We start from the raw sequence: 23,613 nt of genomic DNA, 5'->3' as shown, positions 1-23,613 counted from the left end.
CCGCGCCTGACTATGGCCTAACGATGAACCGGTAATCATGGAATTCACGACCGTACTCTTCTACATCTTCGCGCTGCTCCTGGTGGTATCAGGGCTGAAGGTGATCACTTCGCGCAACCCGGTGGCGTCTGCGCTTTTCCTTGTGCTGGCGTTCTTCAACGCCGCCGCGATCTGGATGCTGCTGGAAGCGGAATTCCTCGCGATCCTGCTGGTGCTGGTCTACGTGGGCGCCGTGATGGTGCTGTTCCTGTTCGTCGTGATGATGCTGGACATCAACATCGACTTCCTGCGACGCGACTTCAAGAAGTTCGTGCCGATGGCGACCGTCGTCGGCGCGATCATCGTGGTCGAGACGGCGCTGGTGCTGTGGCACGGCTACGGCGCGACCGAATCGCCGGTGCGCGCGATGGCGCAGGGCGCGATGGCGACCTGGCCGAACACCCGCCTGATCGGCAAGGTCATCTACACCGATTACATCTTCGCATTCGAAATCGCGGGCCTCGTGCTGCTCGTCGCGATCATCGCCGCGGTGGCGCTGACCGAGCGCAAGGGCAAGGACAGCAAGCGCCAGCGCGTGTCGGATCAGGTCAAGGTGCGTCGCAACGACCGCGTGCGCCTCGTGAAGATGGAAGCGGAGAAGCCGCAGCCCGAAACGGCCCAGTCCGAATCCGGCACGGGCGCCAACGGCTAAGCGGAGGATAGGAAACCATGTTGAGTCTTGCTCATTACCTCGTGCTCGGCGCGATCCTGTTCGCGATCGCGATCGTCGGGATTTTCCTGAACCGTCGCAACATCATCATCATCCTGATGGCGATCGAACTGATGCTGCTCGCGGTGAACACCAACTTCGTCGCGTTCTCGCACTACCTCGGCGACATCCACGGCCAGATCTTCGTGTTCTTCGTGCTGACGGTCGCCGCAGCGGAAGCCGCGATCGGCCTCGCGATTCTGGTGACCCTGTTCCGTAAGCTCGACACGATCAATGTCGAGGATCTCGATCAGCTCAAAGGTTAATTTCAGGCAACGCTGTTATGTCAACGACACTCAATGAAAACCTGCTGCTGGCGATTCCGCTCGCTCCGCTGGCCGGCTCGCTGATTGCGGGGCTGTTCGGGAACGCAGTCGGGCGCAAGGGCGCACACCGGATCACGATCCTCGGCGTCATGATCGCGTTCCTCCTGTCCGCGAAAGTCTTCGTCGACGTGATGGGTGGCGCGAGCTTCAACGCGACCATCTACGAATGGATGCGGGTCGGCTCGCTGAAGCTCGAAGTCGGCTTCCTCGTCGATTCGATGACGGCGATGATGATGGTCGTCGTGACCTTCGTGTCGCTGATGGTGCACATCTACACGATCGGCTACATGTCGGAGGAAGACGGCTACCAGCGCTTCTTCTCGTACATCTCGCTGTTCACGTTCTCGATGCTGATGCTCGTGATGAGCAACAACTTCCTGCAGCTGTTCTTCGGCTGGGAAGCGGTGGGTCTCGTGTCGTACCTGCTGATCGGCTTCTACTTCACGCGTGAGAGCGCGATCTACGCGAACATGAAGGCGTTCCTCGTGAACCGCGTGGGTGACTTCGGCTTCCTGCTCGGCATCGGCCTGCTGCTCGCGTTCGCCGGCTCGATGAACTACGGCGAAGTGTTCGCCAAGCGCGCGGAACTCGCGAGCCTGCACTTCCCGGGCACCGACTGGGGCCTGCTGACGGTGGCCTGCATCTGCCTGTTCATCGGCGCGATGGGCAAGTCGGCGCAGTTCCCGCTGCACGTGTGGCTGCCTGACTCGATGGAAGGCCCGACCCCGATCTCGGCGCTGATCCACGCGGCGACGATGGTGACGGCCGGCATCTTCATGGTGTCGCGCATGTCGCCGCTGTTCGAGCTGTCGGACACCGCGCTGTCGTTCGTCACGGTGATCGGCGCGATCACGGCGCTGTTCATGGGCTTCCTCGGCATCATCCAGAACGACATCAAGCGCGTGGTCGCGTATTCGACGCTGTCGCAGCTCGGCTACATGACGGTCGCGCTCGGCGTGTCCGCATACCCGGTCGCGCTGTTCCACCTGATGACGCACGCGTTCTTCAAGGCGCTGCTGTTCCTCGGCGCGGGCTCGGTGATCATCGGCATGCACCACGACCAGGACATCCGCAACATGGGCGGCCTGCGCAAGTACATGCCGATCACGTGGATCACGTCGCTGCTCGGCTCGCTCGCGCTGATCGGCACGCCGTTCTTCTCGGGCTTCTACTCGAAGGATTCGATCATCGAGGCCGTGAAGGAATCGCATCTCGCGGGTTCGGGCTTCGCATACTTCGCAGTGGTCGCGAGCGTGTTCGTGACGGCGCTGTACTCGTTCCGCATGTACTTCCTCGTGTTCCACGGGGAAGAGCGTTTCCGCAAGCCGAAGCATCCTGAATCGCCGATGGGCATGGCGGCCGCGCACGGTCACGACGATCACGGCCACGGCCATGGTCACGACGACCACGCGCACGAACCGCACGAGACCCCGTGGGTCGTGTGGCTGCCGCTCGTGCTGCTCGCGATTCCGTCGGTCATCATCGGTGCGATCGCGATCGGCCCGATGCTGTACGGCAGCTTCTTCGAACATGGCGTGGCATTCGACAAGGTGATCTTCATCGGCGAAAACCACCCGGGCCTCGAAGAGCTGGGCAAGGAATTCCATGGCTGGGCCGCGATGGGCCTGCACTCGCTGACGACGCTGCCGTTGTGGCTCGCGATCGCCGGCGTTGCAACCGCGTGGTTCCTGTACCTGAAGCGTCCTGAGCTGCCTGCCGTGATCCGCCGCGCGTTCGGCCCGATCTACACGCTGCTCGACAACAAGTACTACATGGACAAGATCAACGAGGTGGTGTTTGCCCGCGGTTCGGTGGCGATCGGCCGCGGCCTGTGGAAAGAGGGCGATGTCGTGGTGATCGACGGCCTCGTCAACGGCAGCGCCCGGTTCGTCGCATGGTTCGCCGGCGTGATCCGCTTCCTCCAATCCGGTTACATCTATCACTACGCGTTCGCCATGATCATCGGCATGCTGGGGCTCCTGACCCTGTTTGTAACGCTCGGCGGCAAATAAGGCGGGGGACAAAGAACAATGCACGCTTTTCCGATTCTCAGTACCGCGATCTGGCTGCCGATCGTTTTCGGCCTCCTCGTGCTTGCGGTCGGTAACGACAAAAATCCGGGGCCGGCGCGCTGGCTCGCGCTGTTCGGCTCGCTGCTCGGCCTGGCCGTGACGATTCCGCTCGTCACCGGCTTCGACGCGAGCACGGCCGCGCTGCAGTTCGTCGAACAGTCGACCTGGATCGAGCGCTTCAACATCTCGTATCACCTCGGCGTCGACGGCATCTCGATGTGGTTCGTCGTGCTGACCGCGCTCATCACCGTGATCGTCGTGATCGCGGGCTGGGAAGTGATCACCGAGCACGTGTCGCAGTACCTCGCGGCGTTCCTGATCCTGTCGGGGATCATGGTCGGCGTGTTCTCGGCGGCCGACGGCCTGCTGTTCTACGTGTTCTTCGAGGCGACCCTGATCCCGATGTACATCATCATCGGCGTGTGGGGCGGCCCGAACCGCGTGTACGCGGCATTCAAGTTCTTCCTGTACACGCTCGCCGGCTCGCTGCTGATGCTGGTCGCGCTGATCTACCTGTACACGGAAACGCATTCGTTCGACCTCGCGACGTGGCAGAACGCGAAGATCGCGATGACGCCGCAGATACTGCTGTTCATCGCCTTCTTCCTCGCATTCGCCGTGAAGGTGCCGATGTGGCCGGTGCATACCTGGCTGCCGGACGCGCACGTGGAAGCGCCGACGGGCGGCTCGGTCGTGCTGGCGGCAATCATGCTGAAGCTCGGCGCATACGGTTTCCTGCGCTTCTCGCTGCCGATCACGCCTGATGCGAGCCACTTCCTGGCGCCGGTCGTGATCACGCTGTCGCTGATCGCGGTGATCTACATCGGCCTGGTCGCGATGGTGCAGGCCGACATGAAGAAGCTGGTCGCGTATTCGTCGATCGCGCACATGGGCTTCGTCACGCTCGGTTTCTTCATCTTCAACCAGCTCGGCGTCGAAGGCGCGATCATCCAGATGATCTCGCACGGCTTCGTGTCGGGCGCGATGTTCCTGTGCATCGGCGTGCTGTACGACCGCGTGCACTCGCGCGAGATCGCCGATTACGGCGGCGTCGTGAACGTGATGCCGAAGTTCGCGGCATTCGCGATGCTGTTCTCGATGGCCAACTGCGGCCTGCCGGGTACGTCGGGTTTCGTCGGCGAGTTCATGGTGATTCTCGCGGCCGTCCAGTACAACTTCTGGATCGCGTTCGGCGCGGCGTTCACGCTGATCCTCGGCGCGGCCTACACGCTGTGGATGTACAAGCGCGTGTACTTCGGCGCGGTCGCGAACGATCACGTCGCGAAACTCTCGGACATCAACCGCCGCGAGTTCGTGATGCTGGCCGTGCTGGCCGCGTTCACGATGCTGATGGGCCTGTATCCGAAGCCCTTCACCGACGTGATGCACGTTTCCGTGGAAAACCTCCTCTCCCACGTCGCGCAGTCGAAGCTGCCGCTGGCCCAGTAATCGCGAGCGGAGGAAATCAAGATCATGCAAAACGCTCCTATGAATGTCCTGTTGCCTGATGCGCTGGTGATGGCCGCCATCGTCATCGCGTGGCTGAACGACACCTTCGCCGGCGCCGCCGGCCGCCGCCTGACCTATCTGATCGCGGTGGTGTCGTCGGTGATCGCCGGCGTGTGGTTCTCGGTGCAGGCGCTCGACCCGCAGCAGTACTACTTCTTCTCGCGGATGGTCGTCGTCGATTCGTTCGCAAGCACGATGAAGGCGGTCGTGTCGTTCGGCTTCGCGGTCTCGCTCGTCTATTCGCGCAAGTACCTCGAGGATCGCGACCTGTTCCGCGGCGACGTGTTCCTGCTCGGCATGTTCTCGCTGCTCGGCCAGCTGGTGATGGTGTCGGGCAACAACTTCCTGACGCTGTACCTCGGCCTCGAGCTGATGTCGCTGTCGCTGTACGCGATCATCGCGCTGCGCCGCGACGGGTCGCAGTCGAGCGAAGCCGCGATGAAGTACTACGTGCTGGGCGCGCTCGCGTCGGGCTTCGTGCTGTACGGCATCTCGATGCTCTACGGCGCGACCGGCTCGCTCGAGCTGGCCGAGGTGTACAAGGCGGTCGGCGGCAACACCGACGCGGCCGTGCTGATGTTCGGCGTGATCTTCATCGTCGCCGGCATCGCATTCAAGCTCGGCGCCGTGCCGTTCCACATGTGGGTGCCGGACGTCTACCAGGGCGCACCGACCGCGATGACGCTGTTCGTCGGCGGCGGCCCGAAGGTGGCGGCATTCGGCTGGGGCCTGCGCTTCCTGGTGATGGGCCTGCTGCCGCTCGCGCAGAACTGGCAGACGGCGCTCGTGATCCTCGCCGCGCTGTCGCTGATCGTCGGCAACATCACCGGTATCGTCCAGCGCAACATCAAGCGGATGCTCGCGTATTCGGCGATCTCGAACATGGGCTTCGTGCTGCTCGGCCTGCTCGCGGGCATCGTGAAGGGCGACGCGACGGCGCCGGCCAGCGCGTACAGCTCGGCGATGTTCTACGCGATCGTCTACCTGATCACGACGCTCGGTTCGTTCGGCGTGGTGATGCTGCTCGCGCGCCGCGATTTCGAAGCGGAAACGATCGACGACTTCAAGGGCCTCAACAAGCGCAGCCCGGTGTTCGCATTCGTGATGATGGTGATGATGTTCTCGCTCGCCGGCATCCCGCCGACCGTCGGCTTCTACGCGAAGCTCGCGGTGCTCGAGGCGACCGTCAACGCCGGCCTCACGTGGCTGGCCGTGCTGGCCGTGATCACGTCGCTGTTCGGCGCGTTCTACTACCTGCGCATCGTCAAGCTGATGTACTTCGACGCACCGCAGGACACGACCCCGATCACCGGCGATTTCTGCAAGCGCACGATCCTGGCGCTGAACGGCGTCGCGGTGGTCGTGCTCGGCCTGATCCCGAGCCCGCTGCTGACGGCCTGCCTGCAGGCAATTCGTCACACGCTGCCGTTGTAATGTCGGCAGCAGGCTGGTTCATCGTGCTGTTGGCGCTCGCGGGCGCCAACCTGCCGTTCCTCAACCAGCGGCTCTTCGCCGTCGTGCCGCTCGGTGCGGCGAAGAAGAGCGGCTGGGTGCGGATCGGCGAATTGATCGTGCTGTACTTCATCGTCGGCGCGCTCGGTTTCTGGCTCGAATCGCGCGCCGGCAACCGCTTCGAACAGGGCTGGCAGTTCTACGCGATCACGTTCAGTTTGTTCGTGGTGTTCGCGTTTCCCGGCTTCACGTTCCAGTATCTCGTCAAACGACGCTGACGGCTCGGGGCCGACCCCGTGGCCGTCGCGCTCAACCTGGGAGCCGCCGATGGCCGAATTGCCCAATCACGACGCCGCACTGACCGAAACCTGCCTCGAAAGCGAGGCGATCTACGACGGCGCATTCCTCAAGCTCAAGCGCGACACCGTGCGTCTGCCCGACGGCAAGCACGCGACGCGCGAATACGTGAAGCATCCGGGCGCGGTGATGGTGATCCCGCTGTTCGACGATGGCCGCGTGCTGATGGAAAGCCAGTTCCGCTACCCGATCGGCAAGGTGATGGCCGAATACCCGGCCGGCAAGCTCGATCCGCAAGAGGGCGCACTCGCTTGCGCGGTGCGCGAACTGCGCGAGGAAACGGGCTATACCGCGCGCGAATACGTGTTCCTCACGCGCATCCATCCGATCATTTCCTATTCGACCGAATTCATCGACCTGTATCTCGCGCGCGGCCTGACGGCCGGCGAGCGCAAGCTCGACGACGGCGAATTCCTCGAGACCTTCACAGCGACGCTGCCCGACGTGCTCGAATGGGTGCGCACCGGCCAGATCACCGACGTGAAGACGATCATCGGCACGATGTGGCTCGAAAAGGCGCTGTCCGGCGCGTGGCCGCTCGGCCCGGTCGTGACGCCCTGAGGGCAGGGCGTCAGCGGTAGCGGGAACGCCGCGCTACAATTCGATGACACGGCAGCGACGCTGCCGGCGTTCGTTTTAGCACGACCGTTCACAAAATCGCTTTTTGCGCTACACTCGCCAAACGCCCTGATTCAGCATGAAGGTTCTCGACTTACAGTGCCCGCACGGTCATCGGTTCGAAGGCTGGTTCGCTTCCGCCGATGAATTCGAAGCGCAGTTGTCCCGCAAGCTGGTCGAATGCCCGGTGTGCGGGACGACCGAGATCAGCCGCATGCCGTCCGCGCCACGCCTGAACCTGTCGGGTGCGACGCAGGCGAAGCCGGCCGATCCGCGCGCGCTGCAGGCGCAGGTGATGCGCGCGTTGCGCGAGGTGCTGGAGAAGACCGAGAACGTGGGCGAGCGCTTCGCCGAGGAAGCGCGGCGCATCCACTACAACGAAGCGCCGGCGCGCAGCATTCGGGGCGTCACGACCCCGGAGGATGCGCAAGCCTTGGTCGAAGAAGGCATCGAGGTGATGCCGCTGCCGATTCCTGCCGCGCTGAAAGAACCGCTGCAATAACCTTGCGCAGCGTGTTCCTCGCCCGGCCGGTCGGCCGCGGCGAGCCCTGCATGGGACCAAAAATAAGTGCTGAAGCACTGACTCTGGTCGACAGGAGACACTGCGCATGGATCTGGATTATTCCCCCGCCGACGACGCATTCCGCGCCGACATTCGCGCCTGGCTCGAGGCCAACCTGCCTCACGCGCTGCGCGCCAAGGTTCTCGATCACAAACGACTGAATCGCGAAGACTACGCGAGCTGGCACCGGATTCTCGGCCAGCGCGGGTGGTCCGCGCCTGCCTGGCCGGTCGAATATGGCGGCCCGGGCTGGGACGCAACGCAGCGGCACATCTGGGACGAGGAATGCGCACGGATCGGCGCACCGACCGTGCTGCCGTTCGGCGTGTCGATGGTCGCGCCGGTGCTGATGAAATACGGCAGCGACGCGCAAAAGCGCCGCTACCTGCCCCGCATCCTCGACGGTTCCGACTGGTGGTGCCAGGGCTACTCGGAACCGGGCTCGGGCTCCGACCTCGCGTCGCTGCGCACGCGGGCCGAGCGCCACGGCGACCACTACGTCGTCAACGGGCAGAAGACCTGGACCACACTCGGCCAGCACGCCGACATGATGTTCTGCCTCGTGCGCACCGATCCCGCCGCGAAGAAGCAGGAGGGCATCTCGTTCCTGCTGATCGACATGAAGACGCCCGGCATCACCGTGCGGCCGATCATCACGCTCGACGAGGATCACGAAGTCAACGAGGTGTTCTTCGAGGATGTGAAGGTGCCGGTCGAGAACCTCGTCGGCGACGAGAACCGCGGCTGGACCTACGCGAAATACCTGCTCGGCCATGAACGCACGGGCATTGCGCGCGTCGGCAACTCGAAACGCGAGCTCGCGTTCCTGAAGCGCGTCGCGCTCGACCAGCGGAAGAACGGCAAGCCGCTGCTCGCCGATCCGGTGTTCGCCGCGAAGGTCGCGGCGCTCGAGGTCGAGCTGATGGCGCTCGAGGTGACGGTGCTGCGCGTCGTCAGCCGCGAGACGAGCGGCAAGGGGCCGGGCCCGGAAGCGTCGATGCTGAAGATCAAGGGGACGGAGGTGCAGCAGATGCTGACCGAGCTGATGTTCGAGGCGATCGGCCCGCTCGCGGCGCCGTTCGACGTGCCGTTCCTCGAAGGTGCGCGCGAGCACAGCGTGGCCGGCGACGACGATGCCGCGCCGCTCGCCGCGTACTACTTCAACTTCCGCAAGACGTCGATCTACGGCGGCTCGAACGAGATCCAGAAGAACATCATCGCGCAGATGATTCTCGGACTGTGAGCGTGGCGCGGGATCCGAACGCGAAGCATGGGACAGGAGACAACGATGGATTTCACCTTTACCGATGAGCAGCAGCAGTTCGCCGACGCGCTGGGTCGCTATCTCGGCGAGCAGTACGGCTTCGAAACACGCCAGGCGATCGTGCGCAGCGATGCCGGCGTGTCGGACGCGCAATGGCAGGCATTCACGGAGCTCGGGCTGACCGCGCTGCCGGTGCCGGAAGCGCAGGGCGGTTTCGGCGCAGGCGCGGTCGACCTGCTGGTCGCGCTGCAGGCGCTCGGCCGCGCGCTCGTCGTCGAGCCGTACTGGGCGACGGCAGTCGGTGTCGAAGCGCTGCGCGTGGCCGGTTCCGGCACGGGCGACGACGCGGCGCTGCTGGAAGGCGTCGCGCAGGGGCGCACGCGCCTGGCGGTCGCGTTCCACGAGCCGCACGCGCGCTACGACCTGTTCGCGCTCGACACACGCGCCGTCGCGCGGGATGGCGCGTATCGCCTGAGCGGCGTCAAGTCGATCGTGCAGCACGGCGCGCAGGCGCAGGTGTGGATCGTGCCCGCGCGGCTCGACGACGGCGCGGTGGGGCTGTTCGCGGTCGAACGCGGCGCGGCGGGCGCGACGGTTGCCGACTACCGGACGATCGACGGGCAGCGCGCCGCGACGATCCGGCTCGACGACACGCCCGCGCGCCTGCTGACGGGCGGCGAGCGCGATTCGGCGGCGCTCGAGCGGATCGCCGATTACGCGACCGTGCTGCTGTGCGCGGAAGCGGTCGGCGCGCTCGACGAACTGAACCGCGCGACCGTCGAATACACGAAGACGCGCGAACAGTTCGGCGTGCCGATTGCGCGCTTCCAGGCGCTGCAGCACCGGATGGTCGACATGCTGATCCACGCGGAGCAGGCGCGTTCGCTCACCTATCTCGCGGCGGTGCGTTACGCGAGCCCCGATGCCGACGCGCGGCGCAAGGCCGTGTCGGCGGCGAAGGCGCGCGTCGGGCAGGCCGCGCGCTTCGTCGGCCAGCAGGCGGTACAGTTGCACGGCGGCATGGGCGTGACCAACGAGGTCGCGGCCGCGCATCTGTTCAAGCGCCTGTCGATCATCGAGACGACGCTCGGCGACACCGATCACCATCTCGCCCGCATCGCCGCGCTGCCTGACTTCATGCAGGCCGACGCGGCGTAGCGGCGACTCGCGCACACACGCGCATACCAAGGAGAGACAGAGTGGGCATCAGTTACGAGGATCTGGAAGTCGGCAGTACCACCGAAGTCGGCCGCTACACGTTCGAGGCGGACGACATCAAGACGTTTGCGGAGCGCTACGACCCGCAGCCGTTCCATCTGGACGAGGCGGCGGGGCAAGCGTCGCCGTTCGGCGGGCTCGTCGCGAGCGGCTGGCATACCTGTTCGGTGTTCATGGGCATGCTGGTGCGCAACGTGCTGCCGGGTTCGACCAGCATGGGCTCGCCGGGCATCGACGAAATCCGCTGGCTGAAGCCGGTGCGCGTCGGCGACACGATCACGATGTACCAGAAGATCCACGACAAGCGCGTGTCGGCGAGCAAGCCCGATCGCGGCATCGTGACGACCGAGTGGATCGGCGTGAACGGCGGCGGCGAGACGGTGATCACGGTGCGTTCGAAGGTGATCTTCGGGTTGCGCGATCCGGCCGGAGGCAACGCGTGAGCGAGACGACACTGCCGGTGATCGCGTCGGCCGAGGCGCTGACGGCGCGCGTCGGCGACGCGCCGCTCGCGAGCGGGTGGATCGACGTCGATCAGACGCGCGTCGACAGGTTCGCCGACGCGACCGGCGATGACCAGTGGATTCATGTCGATCCGGAACGCGCACGCCGCGAATCGCCGTTCGGCGGCCCGATCGCGCACGGCTTCCTGACGCTGTCGCTGATTCCCGTGCTGATGGGCGATGCGTTGCGCTTCGAGCAGAAGATGGGGGTGAATTACGGGCTGAACCGCGTGCGTTTCCTGAAGCCGGTGCCGGTCGGCGCGCGCGTGCGCGCGCTGTTCGCCGTGAAGGAAACCGCAGCGGCGGGGCAGGGCGGCGTGCAGGCGACGTGGTCGGTGACGCTGCAGGTCGAACGTCCCGGCGAGCCGCTGCCGGTCTGCGCAGCGGAATTCATTACGCGACACTACTTCTGACGTTTGTTGCAGGCTGGCGCGCGGGGCGTTACGTGACGTAGCGCCCCACGCGCGGGGCGCTCAATGTTTCGCGTACTGCGTCGCGCCGAACAGCACCTCGCGCGCGCGGTCGTCCTGCAGCGCCTTGCGCAGCGACGCCAGCACCTCGACGCCGCGTTGCACCGCCGGTCGCGCGGCGATCGCCTCGTGCCAGCGTTTCACGTTCGGGAATTCGTCGAGAACGATCCCCTGGTTCTGCCACGAGCGCGTCCACGGGAACGTCGCAATGTCCGCGATCGTGTACTCGTCGCCGGCCAGATACGCGGTTTCGCCAAGCCGCTTGTCCATCACGTTGTACAGGCGATGCGCCTCGTTCGTGTAGCGGTTGACCGCATAGTCGATCTTCTCCGGCGCATAGAGGCGGAAGTGATGCGCCTGCCCGAGCATCGGGCCGATGCCGCCCATCTGGAACATCAGCCATTGCAGCGTCGCATAGCGGGCGGCCGGATCTTCCGGCAGGAACCGGCCGGCTTTCTCCGCGAGATAGATCAGGATCGCGCCCGATTCGAACAGCGCGATCGGCTTGCCGCCGGGGCCGTCCGGATCGACGATCGCAGGGATCTTGTTGTTCGGGCTGATCTTCAGGATGTCGGGCTGGAACTGGTCGCCCGCGCCGATATCGATCGGATGCACGCGATAGTCGAGGCCGGTTTCCTCGAGCAGGATATGCACCTTGTGACCGTTCGGGGTCGCCCAGCTGTAGACGTCGATCATCGTCAACTCCTTCAATGCGTCCGCGATAGCGGCGCCGCCGGGGCGCCGCGACAGGCGGTCATTAGAGCATGGATCGACGCAGGCTGCCGGCGGCCGCCGTCGGGTGGCATGGGCGCGCGTCAGCGCACCTTCTGCGCATACTGCCAGGCCAGCTCCGCCATCGGCCGGGCGCGCCGGCCCGCATCCAGTGCCTGCGCGCTCGAGGCCGTGCCGTCGACGACGCGCTTCATGATGCCCTGCAGGATCGCCGCGATGCGGAACATGTTGTAGGCCAGGTAGACATTCCAGTCGGCGCGGATCGACAGGCCCGTGCGCTCGCAGTAGCGCGCGACGTAGCGCGTTTCGTCGGGGATGCCGAGCGCGCGCCAGTCGAGGCCGGCGATGCCGCGGAACTGGCGCGGGTCGACGTGCCACGTCATGCAGTGGTACGCGAAGTCCGCGAGCGGATCGCCGAGCGTCGACAGTTCCCAGTCGAGCACCGCGAGCACGCGCGGCTCGTCCGGATGGAAGATCAGGTTGTCGAGGCGGAAGTCGCCATGCACGATCGATGCAGGACGGCCGTCGCCGGCGCTATCGGGCGGCACGTGCTGCGGAAGCCAGTCGATCAGCCGATGCATCGCGTCGATCGGCTCGGTTTCCGACGCGAGATACTGCTTGCTCCAGCGGCCGATCTGCCGTGCGAAGTAATTGCCGGGCTTGCCGTAGTCCGCGAGGCCGATCGCCGCCGGATCGAGCGCGTGCAGCGCCGCGATCACGCGGTTCATCTCGTCGTAGTGCGCGGCGCGCGCGTCGGGCGACATGCCGGGCAGCGACGGATCCCACAGCACGCGCCCGTCGACGAATGCCATCACGTAGAACGCGCGGCCGATCACGCTTTCGTCCTCGCACAGCGCATGCATTCGCGCGACCGGGACGTCGGTGCCGGCCAGCGCGTCCATCGCGCGGTATTCGCGTTCGATCGCATGCGCGGACGGCAGCAGCTTCGCGGCGGGCGCGGGCTTCGCGCGCATCACGTAGCTGTGCGACGGCGTGACGAGCTTGAAGGTCGGATTCGACTGGCCGCCCTTGAACTGCTCGACGGCGAGCGGGCCCGCGAAGCCGTCGACGTGCGCCGCGAGCCAGCGCGACAGCACATCGACATCGAAGCGCTGCCGCTCGCCGACCGGCGCGGTGCCTTCGAACGCGGCGTAGTCGGTGCGGGGTGCCGCGGGATCGTTCGGTTGCGCCATCGTGTCTGCTCCGCGCCGTTGCGGCGATCAGGGTTGCGCGAACTGCAGGTATTGCTGGTACAGCACTTCCATCGTCGTGTTGCGCGTGTCCCGGTGCAGCGCTTCGGGCGGCGAATAGTTGAGCAGGCGGATCACCCAGTCGTGCGGATCGTCGCCGACGTCGAGCGCGTTGATGCAGCCGGTCGATTGCGACAGATGGCCGATGAAGATTCGCTGGCCGGGCACCGTCGCATGCGACAGCAGCGCGCAGTTCACGCCGCCGTGCAGCACGAGCAGCGCGGTGTCCCACGAGCGGTCGGCGCGCAGCGCGTCGAGCGGCGGCAGCACGCGGTCGATCAGTTCGCCGATCGTCTCGCCGCCGAGAAAGCGCGTGTCTTCGGGCACGATGCCGTCGAGCACGCGCAGGAACGCGTCGCGATGCTGCTCGGGCGGAATGTCCGACAGATGCCCGCCGCGGATTTCGCGCCACGCGGGTTCGACTTCGATGTCGATGCGCTGGCCGGTTTCCGCGAGCACGCGTTGCGCGGTCTCGAGCGTGCGAGGCAGGCCGCTCGCGATCACGCGGTCGAAGCGGATGCGCTGCTCGGCGAACACGCGCCCGGCGGCGCTCGCCTGGTCGCGGCCGCGGGCATTGAGCGGCACGCGGTCGGGATCGATCGCGCGTCCCGAATCGTCGAAATAGGTGACGTCGCCGTGCCGCATCAGGTAGATGCGGCGGCGTCGAGGCAGTTCGAAACGTGACATGGCGGGGTTAGCGTTTGTAATGGGCCGGGCGCTTCTCGAGAAACGCGGTGATCCCTTCGAGCGCATCCGGATGATGCAGCGAGGCGACGAAGTGATTGCGTTCGGTGACGAGATGCGCGTCGAGCGGTTGCGCGACGGCGTCGTCGAGCAGCGACTTGATGCGCGTCAGCGCATTCGGCGAGATGCCGGCGAGCGCATCCGCCCACGCGAGCGCATCGCCGAGCGCGCTGCCGGGCGCGGCGAGCCGGTTGACGACGCCGAGCGCATGCAGGCGCTCGGCCGTCACGGGCTTGCCGTCGAACAGCAGCTCGGCGGCCAGCGCGCGCGGCAGCGCGCGGGCGAGGAACCACGATGCGCCGCCGTCCGGCGTCAGGCCGACGCGCGCGTACGACATCACGAACTTCGCGTCGTGCGCGGCGACGATCAGGTCGCATGCGAGCGCGAGCGAGAAGCCGGCGCCGGCCGCGGCGCCTTCGACCGCCGCGATGACCGGCTTTGTCGACGCGCGGATCGCGGTGATCCACGCGCCGAGCAGGTCGACGCTGTCGGCCTGGTAGGACGGATCCTTCGCGCGGTTCTCGAGCAGCCGGTTCAGGTTGCCGCCCGCGCAGAAGAAGCGGTCCGCACCGGCCAGCACCACGGCGCGAATCGCGGGGTCGCGATCGGCGGTGGCGAGCGCCTCGATGCCGGCCGCATACATGTCGGGGTGCAGCGCGTTGCGCGCGCCGGGATTGGACAACGTGAGGACGAGCGTCGATTCGCTCTCGGACGGGCGGGATGCCAGCAGTTCGGCACTCATGCGAGCGTGTCTCCATTGGATGGCGCGGCCGCGATCCCGCATCCGTTGCAGCGACGGCGGACTATGCTGTCATTGCGGATGCATGGATGTCGTGACGGACGCGAAACTGTTTTAGACTAGCACGAACGTGCTTTTCAGCGCGACGCATCCCCGCGAGCCGGGCGTAGTTCCGGCCGCGTCCAAGCGAGGAAGGAGACTCCGATGCTACAGCTGTGCGGTATTCCGTTGTCCAACTATTACAACAAGGTCAAGTTCGTCCTGCTCGAGCACGGCATTCCTTTCGAGGAATCGACGTGCGACCTGCCGGTCACCGATCCGGCCGTGCTCGCCGATACGCCGCTCGGCAAGATTCCGTTTCTGAAGACCGAGCAGGGTGCGCTGTTCGAGTCGCAGGTGATCATCGAATATCTGGCGGCGCGCTATCCCGAGAAACCGATCTTCCCGTCCGACCCGTTCGCGGCCGCGAAGGTGCGCGAACTCGTCGAGACGCTCGAGCTGTATCTCGAATGGACCGCGCGCGAGATCTACACCGAGGCGTTCTTCGGCGGGAAAGTCAGCGACGGGATGAAGGCGCACGTCGAGAAGCGCCTGCCGCGCGCGATCGGCGCATTCAAGCGGATGACGCGCTTCTCGCCGTACGTGCTCGGCGATTCGTTCGGTCTCGCGGACATCGCCGCATCGATCCACCTGCCGATCATCGGCTCGGCAACGAAGAGGATTTTCGGCCACGATTTCCTGCTCGACGCGGGCATCGACTGGAAGGCGCATGCGCAGCTGGTCGGGGAGCGTCCGGCCGCGAAGCGCGTCACGGAGGACTGCAAGGCATATATGGCCGCGGCGAACGGCAAGCGAGCATAAGCGCCGTCGCGCGTGCGCATTGCCGGCCCCGCGGTGCGCGGGGCGCGAGCGGCGGCGTGCTTGATGTGCCACGCCGCCCGCTGTGGCCTTTACAGCTTTGCGAGCCGTTCGAGCGCGGTGGCGAGCGTGCTTTCCTGCTTTGCAAAGCAGAAGCGCACGACGCCCGATTCGTGCGGCTCGTGATAGAACGCCGATACCGGAATCGCCGCGACGCCGATTTCCGCCGTCAGCCACTTCGAGAATTCCGCCTCCGGCAGGTCGCTGATCGCCGAATAGTCGACGCACTGGAAATACGTGCCCGAGCACGGCAGCAGCTTGAAGCGCGTGCGTTCGAGGCCGGCGCGGAAGAAGTCGCGCTTCTGCTGGTAGAAGCCCGCGAGCGTCAGGTACGGCGCCGGGTCGCGCAGGTAGTCGGCAAGCCCGAACTGCATCGGCGTGTTCACCGTGAACACGTTGAACTGGTGGACCTTGCGGAACTCGGCGCTGAGCGCGGCCGGCGCGGCGACGTAGCCGACTTTCCAGCCCGTCACGTGATAGGTCTTGCCGAAGCTCGACACGATGAAGCTGCGCGCGGCCAGCTCCGGATAGCGGGCGACGCTCTCGTGGCGCGCGCCGTCATACACCATGTGCTCGTACACCTCGTCCGACAGGATCAGCAGGTTGGTGCCGCGCACGATCTCCTCGAGCTTGCGCATGTCCGCCTCGCGCCACACGGTACCGGTCGGGTTGTGCGGCGTGTTGATCAGGATCATGCGCGTCTTCGGCGTGATCGCGGCCGCGAGGCGATCGAACGGGATTGCATAGTCGGGCGCTTCCAGCGTGACGAACACCGGCTTGCCGCCGGCGAGTTCGATCGACGGCAGGTAGCTGTCGTAGGTCGGCTCGACGACGATCACCTCGTCGCCCGGGTGCACCGCGCACAGGATCGCGGTCAGCAGCGCCTGCGTCGCGCCGGCCGTCACCGTGATTTCGGTCGCCGGATCGTAGCGGCGCCCGTACACCTGCGCGATCTTGTCGGCGATCGCATCGCGCAGCGGCGCGACGCCCGCCATCGGTGGATACTGGTTGTGGCCGTCGCGCATCGCGGCGGCCACCGCGTCGACGATGCGCGGATCGCAATCGAAATCCGGAAAGCCCTGGCCGAGGTTGACCGCGCCTTTCTCGGCGGCGAGCGCGCTCATGACCGTGAAGATCGTCGTGCCGACGTTCGGCAGACGCGAGGGGAAAGCGGGAGTCGTAGGCATGTCGAAGGGAGCGTTCATCGGTGTGGCTGTCGAGAGTGAAGGGCGCGGCGCGCGTCAGGTCGGCGTGGCGTCGAGCGCGCAGGCTTCGGTGAACGGCGCGGGCTGGGCGATCCGGAAGCCGAAGTCGCGTGCGGTGCGTTTGGCGAGCTTCAGCAGCGCCCGGTCCTTCGACACGAGCCATTCGGCCTGCGCGGCGCGCGCCAGTTCGAGAAATTTCTGGTCGTCGCGATCCTTGCATTTCGGCAGCGGCGGCGCGTCGGCCATGACAGGCGGCGGTTCGACCCGTTGCGCGAGGCGCGCGACGATTTCGAGTGCGGCGGCCTTGTCGACCGCGCGCGCCTGGAATTGCGGATAGTCGAGCACGTGTTCGAGCTCGGTCAGGCAGCGCCCGTCGATCAGCGCGACGAGGGCGCCGCGTTCCAGTGCGGCGCGGATCGGGCGTGTGGCGGGATCGTCGAAGACGAGAATGTCGATCCAGACATTCGAATCGAGCACGACGCGGCATTCTGCACGCGGGGCGAGGGAGCTGGGCATTCGTTACAATCGGTGGTTTTCGTCTGACCGCTCGGCACGGCGTGCCAGCGAGCCTCTATGATAATCGTTCTCTCCCCCGCGAAATCCCTCGACTACGACACCCCCGCTCATGTCCAGGCCTATACCGAGCCGGCGTTCGTCGACGATGCGTCGGAACTGATCGACGGCCTGCGCAGGTTGTCGCCGCAGGACATCGCGACGCTGATGGACATTTCCGATCCGCTCGCGCGCCTGAACTTCCAGCGTTACGCCGACTGGTCGCGCACCTTTTCGCCGGCGAACGCGAAGCAGGCGGTGCTCGCATTCAACGGCGACGTCTACGAGGGATTCGACGCGAAGTCGCTGTCGGCGGCGGATCTCGATTACGCGCAGCAGCATGTGCGCGTGCTGTCGGGCCTGTACGGGCTGCTGCGTCCGCTCGACCTGCTGCAGCCGTACCGGCTCGAGATGGGCACGCGTTTCGCGAACGCCCGCGGCAAGGATCTGTATGCGTTCTGGGGCGACCGGATCACCCGCGCGCTGAACGAACAGCTGGAAGCACGCAGCGGCGCGTCGCGCGTGCTGATCAATTGCGCGTCGACCGAGTATTTCAAGTCGGTCAGGCCGAAGCAACTGGCTGCCCCGGTCGTCACGCCGGTGTTCGAGGACTGGAAGGGCGGCCGCTACAAGATCATCAGCTTCCACGCGAAGCGCGCACGCGGCCTGATGGCGCGCTATATCGTGGAGCACCGCGTCGCCGAGCCGCTGGCGCTGAAGGCGTTTGCGGTGGAAGGCTATGCGTTCGACGAAGCAGCGTCGAACGATTCGACCTACGTATATCGCCGGCGAATCGGCGAGTGACCGGCCTGCGGTTCACGAGACCGACGGCGTGGCTTTGCATGGGACAGGAGAAACGATGACCCTTTCGATCACCAGTAATTTCGACGCCGGCGCGATCGACGTCGTGTCGTGCGAGCAGCCGGACGCGATCCGTCTGCGCGTGCGCGGCGACAACCAGGCCGAATTCGCTCAGTGGTTCTACTACCGCGTGACGGGAGCGCGCGGCGAGCGGTGCGTGATGACGTTCGAGAACGCGGCCGAGTGTGCATACCCGTCGGGCTGGCGCAACTACCATGCGGTCGCGAGCTACGACCGGGTCGACTGGTTCCGCGTGCCGACGACTTTCGACGGCAAGACGATGACGATCGACCATACGCCCGAGTTCGACAGCATCTACTACGCGTATTTCGAGCCGTATTCGGAGGAGCGTCATGCGGCGTTCCTTGGTGCGGTTCAGCAATTGCCGCAGGCGAGCGTGACCGAGCTCGGCCGGACCGTCGAAGGGCGGCCGATGTCGCTGCTGACGCTCGGTGCGCCCGACACGGACGATGCGCCGAAGAAGAAGGTGTGGATCATCGCGCGCCAGCATCCGGGCGAGACGATGGCCGAGTGGTTCGTCGAAGGGCTCGTCAAGCGCCTTGCCGGATGGGGCGACTGGGCCGGCGATCCGGTCGCGCGCAAGCTCTACGACCACGCAACGTTCTACATCGTGCCGAACATGAATCCGGACGGCAGCGTGCACGGCAACCTTCGGACCAATGCTGCCGGCGCGAACCTGAATCGCGAATGGATGGAGCCGGATGCCGCGCGCAGCCCCGAGGTGCTGGTCGTGCGTGACGCGATCCATGCGATCGGCTGCGACCTGTTCTTCGACATCCACGGCGACGAGGATTTGCCGTACGTATTCGTCGCGGGCTCGGAAATGCTGCCGAGCTTCACCGAGCAGCAGGGCAAGGAGCAGGCGGCGTTCATCGACGCGTTCAAGGTGGCGAGCCCCGACTTCCAGGACGAGCACGGCTACGCGGCGAGCAAGTACAAGGAGGACGCGCTCAAGCTTGCGTCCAAGTACATCGGGCATCGGTTCGGCTGCCTGTCGCTGACGCTCGAGATGCCGTTCAAGGACAACGCGAACCTGCCCGACGAGCGCGTCGGCTGGAGCGGCGAACGCAGTGCTGCGCTCGGCGCGGCGATGCTGGCGGCGATCCTGCGGCACGTCGAGACGTTCGCGTAAGCACGGATCCGCGGGGAAAGAAAAAGCCGGGCCATCGCTGGATGCCCCGGCTTTTTTGCGTCTCGCGCCGTCGCGTGGCGCGTCAGGACTTCTTCGCCGTCGATTTCTTCTTCACGGCCTTCTTCTGGGTCGTGGATTTCTTCGTCGCGACGGCTTTCTTGCCGGTGCGGCTCGAAGATTTCGCCTTGGCCTTGCCTTTCGCGGACGTCTTGCCCTTGAATTTCTTCGTCGTCGGCGCGGGCCGCTCGACACGCGGCTTTAGCGGCGGGACCGGATCGTTCCAGCTGAACGCGAGCATCTGCTGGCCGACGTAGCCGCAGCGGAATTTCAGCGGCGCCGGTTCGCCGCCGCCGTTGCGGATGCCGAGCCCTTCGACGGTGACGATGTTGTCGACCTTGACGCGCTGCTTGCCCTGGTCGAACGCGTCGTTCCACGGCGTGACCGCTGCATTGCCGCTTTCGAACGCGTTGGGCGGGAAGTCGACGCGATCGAACGCGCTCGATGTGCTGGCGATGAAACTGCCGTGCGCCGCGCAGTCCGCGACAAGCGGGTCGGCGTGCATGTCGTTGACGAATTTGCTGATCAGTTCGGAGCGCTGGTCGAGGAGGTCCGCGAGAACCGGCGCCGGAAGCGCAAGCGACAGACCCGTGACACAGGCTGCCAGCTTGCCGAACGCTCTGAGAATCCGGAGCGAGGCGGGTGAGCTGTCCATCTGGTTATTGGTGAGGAGCGAATGAGACATCGGGCACGTATAGATGCCCGATGAAGATCAGGAGTTCAATCTTAGCGCAAAAAAGTTGCGCGACAGTAGACGGTGCCCTCTCCTGCGTCGCAGATGCGAAGTGGCGACGCACGCGCGGGACAGTGCAACCGGCGCACTCACGCGCGCGGGCCGCCGAGGCGGTAACGGCGGACGTCGAAGGTCGTGACCCAGGCCGGGCGATAGACGGCGATCAACGCCGTCGCCATGCCGGTGAACCACGCTTCGCCGAGCGCGAGCAGGGCCGTGTTCCACAGATAGCCGGACGGGATGACGACGGGCATGCCGTCCGCAAGCGCGAGCTGCACGCCGGCCGCGGCCGCGGCGACCGTGACGATCGCGATCGCCGGCGAAATGAAGCCCTGGCCGATGATGAACGACGACAGATTGTGCGGCAGCCACGCGATCGCGGCGCGCTGCAGCAGCGACGACACGGCGACGGGCAACGCGCCGTAGACCAGATAGGTCAGGCCGATGCCGTGCCACGGCGCGTCGAAGATGATCGCGGCCACCACCGTCACGGCGCCCATCGCGATCAGCGCGAGAGTCCAGTCGAATAATGTGACGAGCAAGGTCGCGCCGAGCAGGTGCATGACGAGCCCGTCTTCGAGCCACGCGTTCGATGCCCACAGCACCGTGATCGCCGTGACGAGCGCGAGCCAGACGTGCTGGAGTGTCGCGTCCTGAAGCCGGACGAACGGCCGCTTCCAGATCGCCAGCGCGAGCAGGATCGCGGCGGCGATCCAGCCACCGACGCCAACCCATAGCGGAAGCGGTGTGAAGAGAAAACCCATGCGTTCATATTACTCGTTGAACATCAAAGGTGGGAATCCGTACGCGCCGATCGTCGCGATTGCGAGACTGTCCGGCTAGCGATCACGCCGGTAGCGGGCAGGCGGTTCGGCGGCGTGCAGTGTGTTGCGCAAGCCGTCGTTGGCGGCCGGCGGCGGGTATTTGCGGTCGTCGCGAACGGTGCGTAGCGGGAGCGGCCCGCGCTCGCCCAGCGCCGGCTTGCGCGCGCTGTCGCGCGGCGCCAGCAGGACTTCGAGGTGTGGCGACAGCCAGCCGTTGTAGATCGCGACCGCGGCGGCGCGATTGGCTGCCCCGAGTTGCTGGAAGATGCTGGCGAGATGGATCTTCACCGTGCCTTCGCTGATGCCGAGCGTGCGCGCGATCATCTTGTTGGTGCTGCCCATGTGAACGAAGCGCATGATCTGCGCCTGTCGCGGTGACAGGAGCCGGGCTGCCGGGCGGCGGGGGATCTTGCCGGCTAGGGCCTGGAAGTGAGCGTCTTGCCGAGCCGTGACCGGCGCCGGCTGCAGGTTGAGGGCGATCGGAGGGATGTAGTGCCCGCCGAGCAGCACCAGTTCGAGCGCGCGGACGATCAAATGTGGCCGCGTGGCGCGGGGGATTACGCCAGCGACGCCGTAATTGAAGAGCCGACGGACCACCTCCGGCGTGGCCTCGTCGATCAGGACCGCGGCCGGTGACGGCGCACAGGCGCTGCAAAGCGCCTGGAGCTCGCTGAGCCGACCGACGTCCTGCCAGTCGATCGCGATCAGGTCGAAATGCTCGCTGCGCAGCAACTGGCGGGCCTGGAAGCTGTCGGGCGCGTCGTTGTACCCGGCGTGGCGATCGATCTGTCGCAACAAAGCCTTCAGCCCGTCACGCCGCTCCGCGTCTGAACTTAACACCAGGAACCGCATAATCTTCCTCCGTAAGGGGGTTGCACAATGAGCTACCGGCGTTATGCCTTGAGCCAGATCATGACAAATACCTTACACGATGTCTGCTTGGCCGAAAGGCTTAGGAAAAGTCAGAAAGTTTTTGGGACGTAAAAAAAGCCGCCCCGGCGGCAACCGGGAGCGGCTTTCGACGAACGGTTATTCGGCCGATATTCGTCAGTGGAAGTGCGGTTGTGAGGGCGACGCATCCTCCGGCATTTCGGCGTGGACGATCTCGCCGAGCGGGTCTGCATACAGCGGTACACCGCAGTCGTCGCAGTATTCCGGTTCGAAGCGGCCTGCATGCCGGCGGATGTCCGTCACGCCGCATTCCTTGAGCAGACTGACGATTTCCTCGAGCGGCCCCTCGATCGGCAAGTCGCCTTCGAGCGCGGCATTGTCGATTGCCACGTCGCCGTTTTCGCGGCCGTAGAGCGGCCAGACGACGCCGTAAATCACGTCGTTGTTGCCGCGCCGCGTGAAGCCGACGCGGTACTCGTCGATGCGGCGTTCGCCGAAGCCCGCGACCACGGCGCGCAGTTCCTGCGGCGCTGCACCAAGTGTGTCGAATAGATAACGGATGGCCGTTCGGACGGTGTGCGGGCGAATGCGTTCGTCGGCATCGCGGCATGCGGAATAGTACGCGTCCGGAAGCAGGCACTCGAATTCGCAGCCTGGCAGCGCGATGGCGAGGTTCGGGCCGCCTTGCGCAGTCCATTGTTCGAGGCACTGGCCGCGCTCGATCCGGGAGCCGTGTTCTTCTTCCTGCCAGCGGAACAGCGGGGCGCCTGCCGGTGCGGCCACGACGGCCAGCAGGAAGCGCGGATCGGCCAGGATCGGCGAAGTCTCGGGCAGGTCGCCGAAGCTGAGTTTGGCGGCATGCTGGCCGAGCGCGGCGTGTGCGAGCTGCTGGGCGAGCCGATAGGTTTCGACGTGATGCCGCGGCAACTGGTCGATGCTATAGAGGAACGGCGCCAGCCCGACGAGCGTGTCGTTCGCGAGCACGTGCGCCTGCAGATGCGCGCGCAGCGCGTCGGCGGTGTCGGTCTTCAGCGGGCCCGACGGGATCATGTAGCGCGTCCAGGCCAGCACGGGCACGGCGATCAGCAGCGCGTCATAGGGCTTGCCGTCGTGTTCGATCACCATCGACTCGCTGTGGGTCTCGGCCATGTCGGCGAGCGCACCGTACGCGTCGGGATGGTTTTGCTGAAGATGATCGAGTGCCGCGTCGAGCGTGGTCTGGTTGCCATTGCGAACGATCTTGGCGAGCAGCGCGTCGAGCTTCGCTTCCCAGAAGCGATCCTCGATGCGGCTGCCGGAGGCGAAGAGCGCAAGCGACAGGCCGACCAGTTTGTCGGCATCAGGGGGGAGACGTTTGGCGATTCGCTGGCGCATATTAAATTCGTATAGAAAGGGGCGAAGAACCTCACATTCTAGTCCGTTCTTTGCGCCATAAGCGGCCTCGCTGCGCGGTAGGGTTGTAGGGTGGAATCGATGGGCCGGAAAAAAAGTGCATCAAACCCCTTGCGCATCTCGTGGGAGGTGCCTAGAATCACGCCTCTTTCGCGCTAACGGCAACGCGGCGCGGAAGGGGGAAGCGAAGTTGGTTGGATGCCTGTCGGGCACCCGGCCGGCGCAGGAAGATGAACCCCGCAGTCGCAACGAAGTAGTTAAAAAAGTTGTTGACGAACTGCGAAACAGTGTTCATAATCTCGTTTCTCTGCTGCTGACAACGCAGCGCTGCTGAGAAAGAAGAATTTCTCGCAGAAACGTTCTTTAAAAATTAACAGCCGATAAGTGTGGGCGCTTGATGGCAGCGAACCGATCCTCGGATCGGATAGCAAAAGTATCAAGAGTCTCACACTAAAGTAAGTCA

General features: G+C 65.4%; 26 protein-coding genes. 15 read left to right on the top strand and 11 right to left on the bottom strand.

Annotated features, from left to right (window positions below):
- Positions 1 to 37: 37 nt before the first annotated feature.
- The 12 genes from HWY45_RS03875 (at position 38) to HWY45_RS03820 (ending at position 11,042) form a co-directional block, all read left to right on the top strand.
- The gene (locus HWY45_RS03875; RefSeq protein ID WP_059566252.1) at positions 38 to 691 is read left to right on the top strand and encodes an NADH-quinone oxidoreductase subunit J; all 654 of its coding nucleotides are present in this window, start codon (positions 38 to 40) and stop codon (positions 689 to 691) included.
- A 17-nt stretch (positions 692 to 708) separates the two neighbouring features.
- A complete protein-coding gene (gene nuoK / locus HWY45_RS03870; protein WP_026044555.1) occupies positions 709 to 1,014 on the top strand; it encodes an NADH-quinone oxidoreductase subunit NuoK in 306 nt (101 codons plus the stop codon).
- A 17-nt stretch (positions 1,015 to 1,031) separates the two neighbouring features.
- Positions 1,032 to 3,086 (top strand): NADH-quinone oxidoreductase subunit L, encoded by a 2,055-nt coding sequence (nuoL, locus tag HWY45_RS03865; protein ID WP_059566251.1) that lies wholly within the window; start codon positions 1,032 to 1,034, stop codon positions 3,084 to 3,086.
- Between the two features lie 18 nt (positions 3,087 to 3,104).
- The gene (locus HWY45_RS03860) at positions 3,105 to 4,595 is read left to right on the top strand and encodes an NADH-quinone oxidoreductase subunit M (RefSeq protein ID WP_059883898.1); all 1,491 of its coding nucleotides are present in this window, start codon (positions 3,105 to 3,107) and stop codon (positions 4,593 to 4,595) included.
- A gap of 39 nt (positions 4,596 to 4,634) precedes the next feature.
- On the top strand, positions 4,635 to 6,089 hold the full coding sequence (gene nuoN / locus HWY45_RS03855) for an NADH-quinone oxidoreductase subunit NuoN (protein ID WP_059566249.1): 1,455 nt from the start codon (positions 4,635 to 4,637) through the stop codon (positions 6,087 to 6,089).
- Positions 6,089 to 6,385: a DUF2818 family protein gene (locus HWY45_RS03850; protein ID WP_017331612.1), complete on the top strand. Its 297-nt coding sequence runs from the start codon at positions 6,089 to 6,091 to the stop codon at positions 6,383 to 6,385. Before nuoN ends, HWY45_RS03850 begins: the two co-directional genes overlap by 1 nt.
- 49 nt (positions 6,386 to 6,434) lie before the next feature.
- The gene (locus HWY45_RS03845; RefSeq protein WP_026044554.1) at positions 6,435 to 7,025 is read left to right on the top strand and encodes an NUDIX domain-containing protein; all 591 of its coding nucleotides are present in this window, start codon (positions 6,435 to 6,437) and stop codon (positions 7,023 to 7,025) included.
- 136 nt (positions 7,026 to 7,161) lie between these two features.
- Positions 7,162 to 7,584 (top strand): DUF1178 family protein, encoded by a 423-nt coding sequence (locus HWY45_RS03840; protein ID WP_059566248.1) that lies wholly within the window; start codon positions 7,162 to 7,164, stop codon positions 7,582 to 7,584.
- A gap of 106 nt (positions 7,585 to 7,690) precedes the next feature.
- Positions 7,691 to 8,887 (top strand): acyl-CoA dehydrogenase family protein, encoded by a 1,197-nt coding sequence (locus tag HWY45_RS03835; protein WP_059883897.1) that lies wholly within the window; start codon positions 7,691 to 7,693, stop codon positions 8,885 to 8,887.
- 45 nt (positions 8,888 to 8,932) lie between these two features.
- A complete protein-coding gene (locus HWY45_RS03830) occupies positions 8,933 to 10,066 on the top strand; it encodes an acyl-CoA dehydrogenase family protein (RefSeq protein WP_059883896.1) in 1,134 nt (377 codons plus the stop codon).
- A gap of 41 nt (positions 10,067 to 10,107) precedes the next feature.
- Positions 10,108 to 10,569, top strand: a complete 462-nt coding sequence (locus HWY45_RS03825; protein WP_059566245.1) for a MaoC family dehydratase — start codon at positions 10,108 to 10,110, stop codon at positions 10,567 to 10,569.
- Positions 10,566 to 11,042 (top strand): MaoC family dehydratase, encoded by a 477-nt coding sequence (locus tag HWY45_RS03820; RefSeq protein ID WP_059883895.1) that lies wholly within the window; start codon positions 10,566 to 10,568, stop codon positions 11,040 to 11,042. Before HWY45_RS03825 ends, HWY45_RS03820 begins: the two co-directional genes overlap by 4 nt.
- Before the next feature lie 60 nt (positions 11,043 to 11,102).
- Here the strand turns inward: HWY45_RS03820 and HWY45_RS03815 are convergent, their stop codons facing one another.
- The 4 genes from HWY45_RS03815 to HWY45_RS03800 form a co-directional block, all read right to left on the bottom strand.
- Positions 11,103 to 11,795, bottom strand: coding sequence for a glutathione binding-like protein (locus HWY45_RS03815; RefSeq protein ID WP_059884019.1), 693 nt, complete (start codon positions 11,793 to 11,795; stop codon positions 11,103 to 11,105).
- A 119-nt stretch (positions 11,796 to 11,914) separates the two neighbouring features.
- Positions 11,915 to 13,024: a phosphotransferase gene (locus HWY45_RS03810; protein ID WP_059883894.1), complete on the bottom strand. Its 1,110-nt coding sequence runs from the start codon at positions 13,022 to 13,024 to the stop codon at positions 11,915 to 11,917.
- A 27-nt stretch (positions 13,025 to 13,051) separates the two neighbouring features.
- On the bottom strand, positions 13,052 to 13,768 hold the full coding sequence (locus HWY45_RS03805) for a histidine phosphatase family protein (RefSeq protein WP_059883893.1): 717 nt from the start codon (positions 13,766 to 13,768) through the stop codon (positions 13,052 to 13,054).
- Positions 13,769 to 13,775: 7 nt separating this feature from the next.
- Positions 13,776 to 14,567 carry an oxepin-CoA hydrolase, alternative type gene (locus HWY45_RS03800; protein WP_059566241.1) on the bottom strand — a complete coding sequence of 264 codons (792 nt, stop codon included), beginning with the start codon at positions 14,565 to 14,567 and terminating at the stop codon, positions 13,776 to 13,778.
- Positions 14,568 to 14,768: 201 nt separating this feature from the next.
- On the opposite strand from HWY45_RS03800, the gene HWY45_RS03795 reads away from it, so the two are divergent.
- On the top strand, positions 14,769 to 15,425 hold the full coding sequence (locus tag HWY45_RS03795; protein WP_059566240.1) for a glutathione S-transferase family protein: 657 nt from the start codon (positions 14,769 to 14,771) through the stop codon (positions 15,423 to 15,425).
- A gap of 89 nt (positions 15,426 to 15,514) precedes the next feature.
- On the opposite strand, the gene HWY45_RS03790 is transcribed toward HWY45_RS03795, so the two are convergent.
- Both HWY45_RS03790 and HWY45_RS03785 read right to left on the bottom strand, forming a co-directional pair.
- Positions 15,515 to 16,687 (bottom strand): pyridoxal phosphate-dependent aminotransferase, encoded by a 1,173-nt coding sequence (locus HWY45_RS03790; RefSeq protein WP_059883892.1) that lies wholly within the window; start codon positions 16,685 to 16,687, stop codon positions 15,515 to 15,517.
- 36 nt (positions 16,688 to 16,723) lie between these two features.
- On the bottom strand, positions 16,724 to 17,203 hold the full coding sequence (locus HWY45_RS03785; RefSeq protein WP_059883891.1) for a putative toxin-antitoxin system toxin component, PIN family: 480 nt from the start codon (positions 17,201 to 17,203) through the stop codon (positions 16,724 to 16,726).
- A gap of 57 nt (positions 17,204 to 17,260) precedes the next feature.
- Here HWY45_RS03785 and yaaA point away from each other — a divergent pair, with 57 nt between their 5' ends.
- On the top strand, positions 17,261 to 18,043 hold the full coding sequence (gene yaaA, locus HWY45_RS03780) for a peroxide stress protein YaaA (RefSeq protein WP_059566237.1): 783 nt from the start codon (positions 17,261 to 17,263) through the stop codon (positions 18,041 to 18,043).
- Between the two features lie 55 nt (positions 18,044 to 18,098).
- Positions 18,099 to 19,253: a M14 family metallopeptidase gene (locus HWY45_RS03775; protein ID WP_059883890.1), complete on the top strand. Its 1,155-nt coding sequence runs from the start codon at positions 18,099 to 18,101 to the stop codon at positions 19,251 to 19,253.
- 82 nt (positions 19,254 to 19,335) lie between these two features.
- Here HWY45_RS03775 and HWY45_RS03770 read toward each other — a convergent pair whose 3' ends face one another.
- The 5 genes from HWY45_RS03770 to HWY45_RS36580 all read right to left on the bottom strand — a co-directional run.
- Entirely contained in the window at positions 19,336 to 19,995 is a 660-nt protein-coding gene (locus tag HWY45_RS03770; protein ID WP_059883889.1) for a BspC domain-containing protein, read from the bottom strand.
- Between the two features lie 137 nt (positions 19,996 to 20,132).
- On the bottom strand, positions 20,133 to 20,807 hold the full coding sequence (locus HWY45_RS03765) for an energy-coupling factor ABC transporter permease (RefSeq protein ID WP_059802015.1): 675 nt from the start codon (positions 20,805 to 20,807) through the stop codon (positions 20,133 to 20,135).
- Positions 20,808 to 20,882: 75 nt separating this feature from the next.
- A complete protein-coding gene (locus HWY45_RS03760; RefSeq protein WP_059883888.1) occupies positions 20,883 to 21,719 on the bottom strand; it encodes a response regulator transcription factor in 837 nt (278 codons plus the stop codon).
- A gap of 195 nt (positions 21,720 to 21,914) precedes the next feature.
- On the bottom strand, positions 21,915 to 23,132 hold the full coding sequence (locus HWY45_RS03755; RefSeq protein WP_059883887.1) for a DUF2863 family protein: 1,218 nt from the start codon (positions 23,130 to 23,132) through the stop codon (positions 21,915 to 21,917).
- Positions 23,133 to 23,407: 275 nt separating this feature from the next.
- Positions 23,408 to 23,613 (bottom strand): hypothetical protein (locus HWY45_RS36580; protein ID WP_208450109.1); only part of this gene is annotated, 206 nt, incomplete at its 5' end.

The sequence above is a fragment of the Burkholderia stagnalis genome (assembly GCF_902830275.1).
GTDB lineage: Bacteria > Pseudomonadota > Gammaproteobacteria > Burkholderiales > Burkholderiaceae > Burkholderia > Burkholderia stagnalis.
The sequence above is the reverse complement of the archived record's forward strand: the minus strand, read 5'-3'. Positions and strand labels throughout refer to the sequence as shown.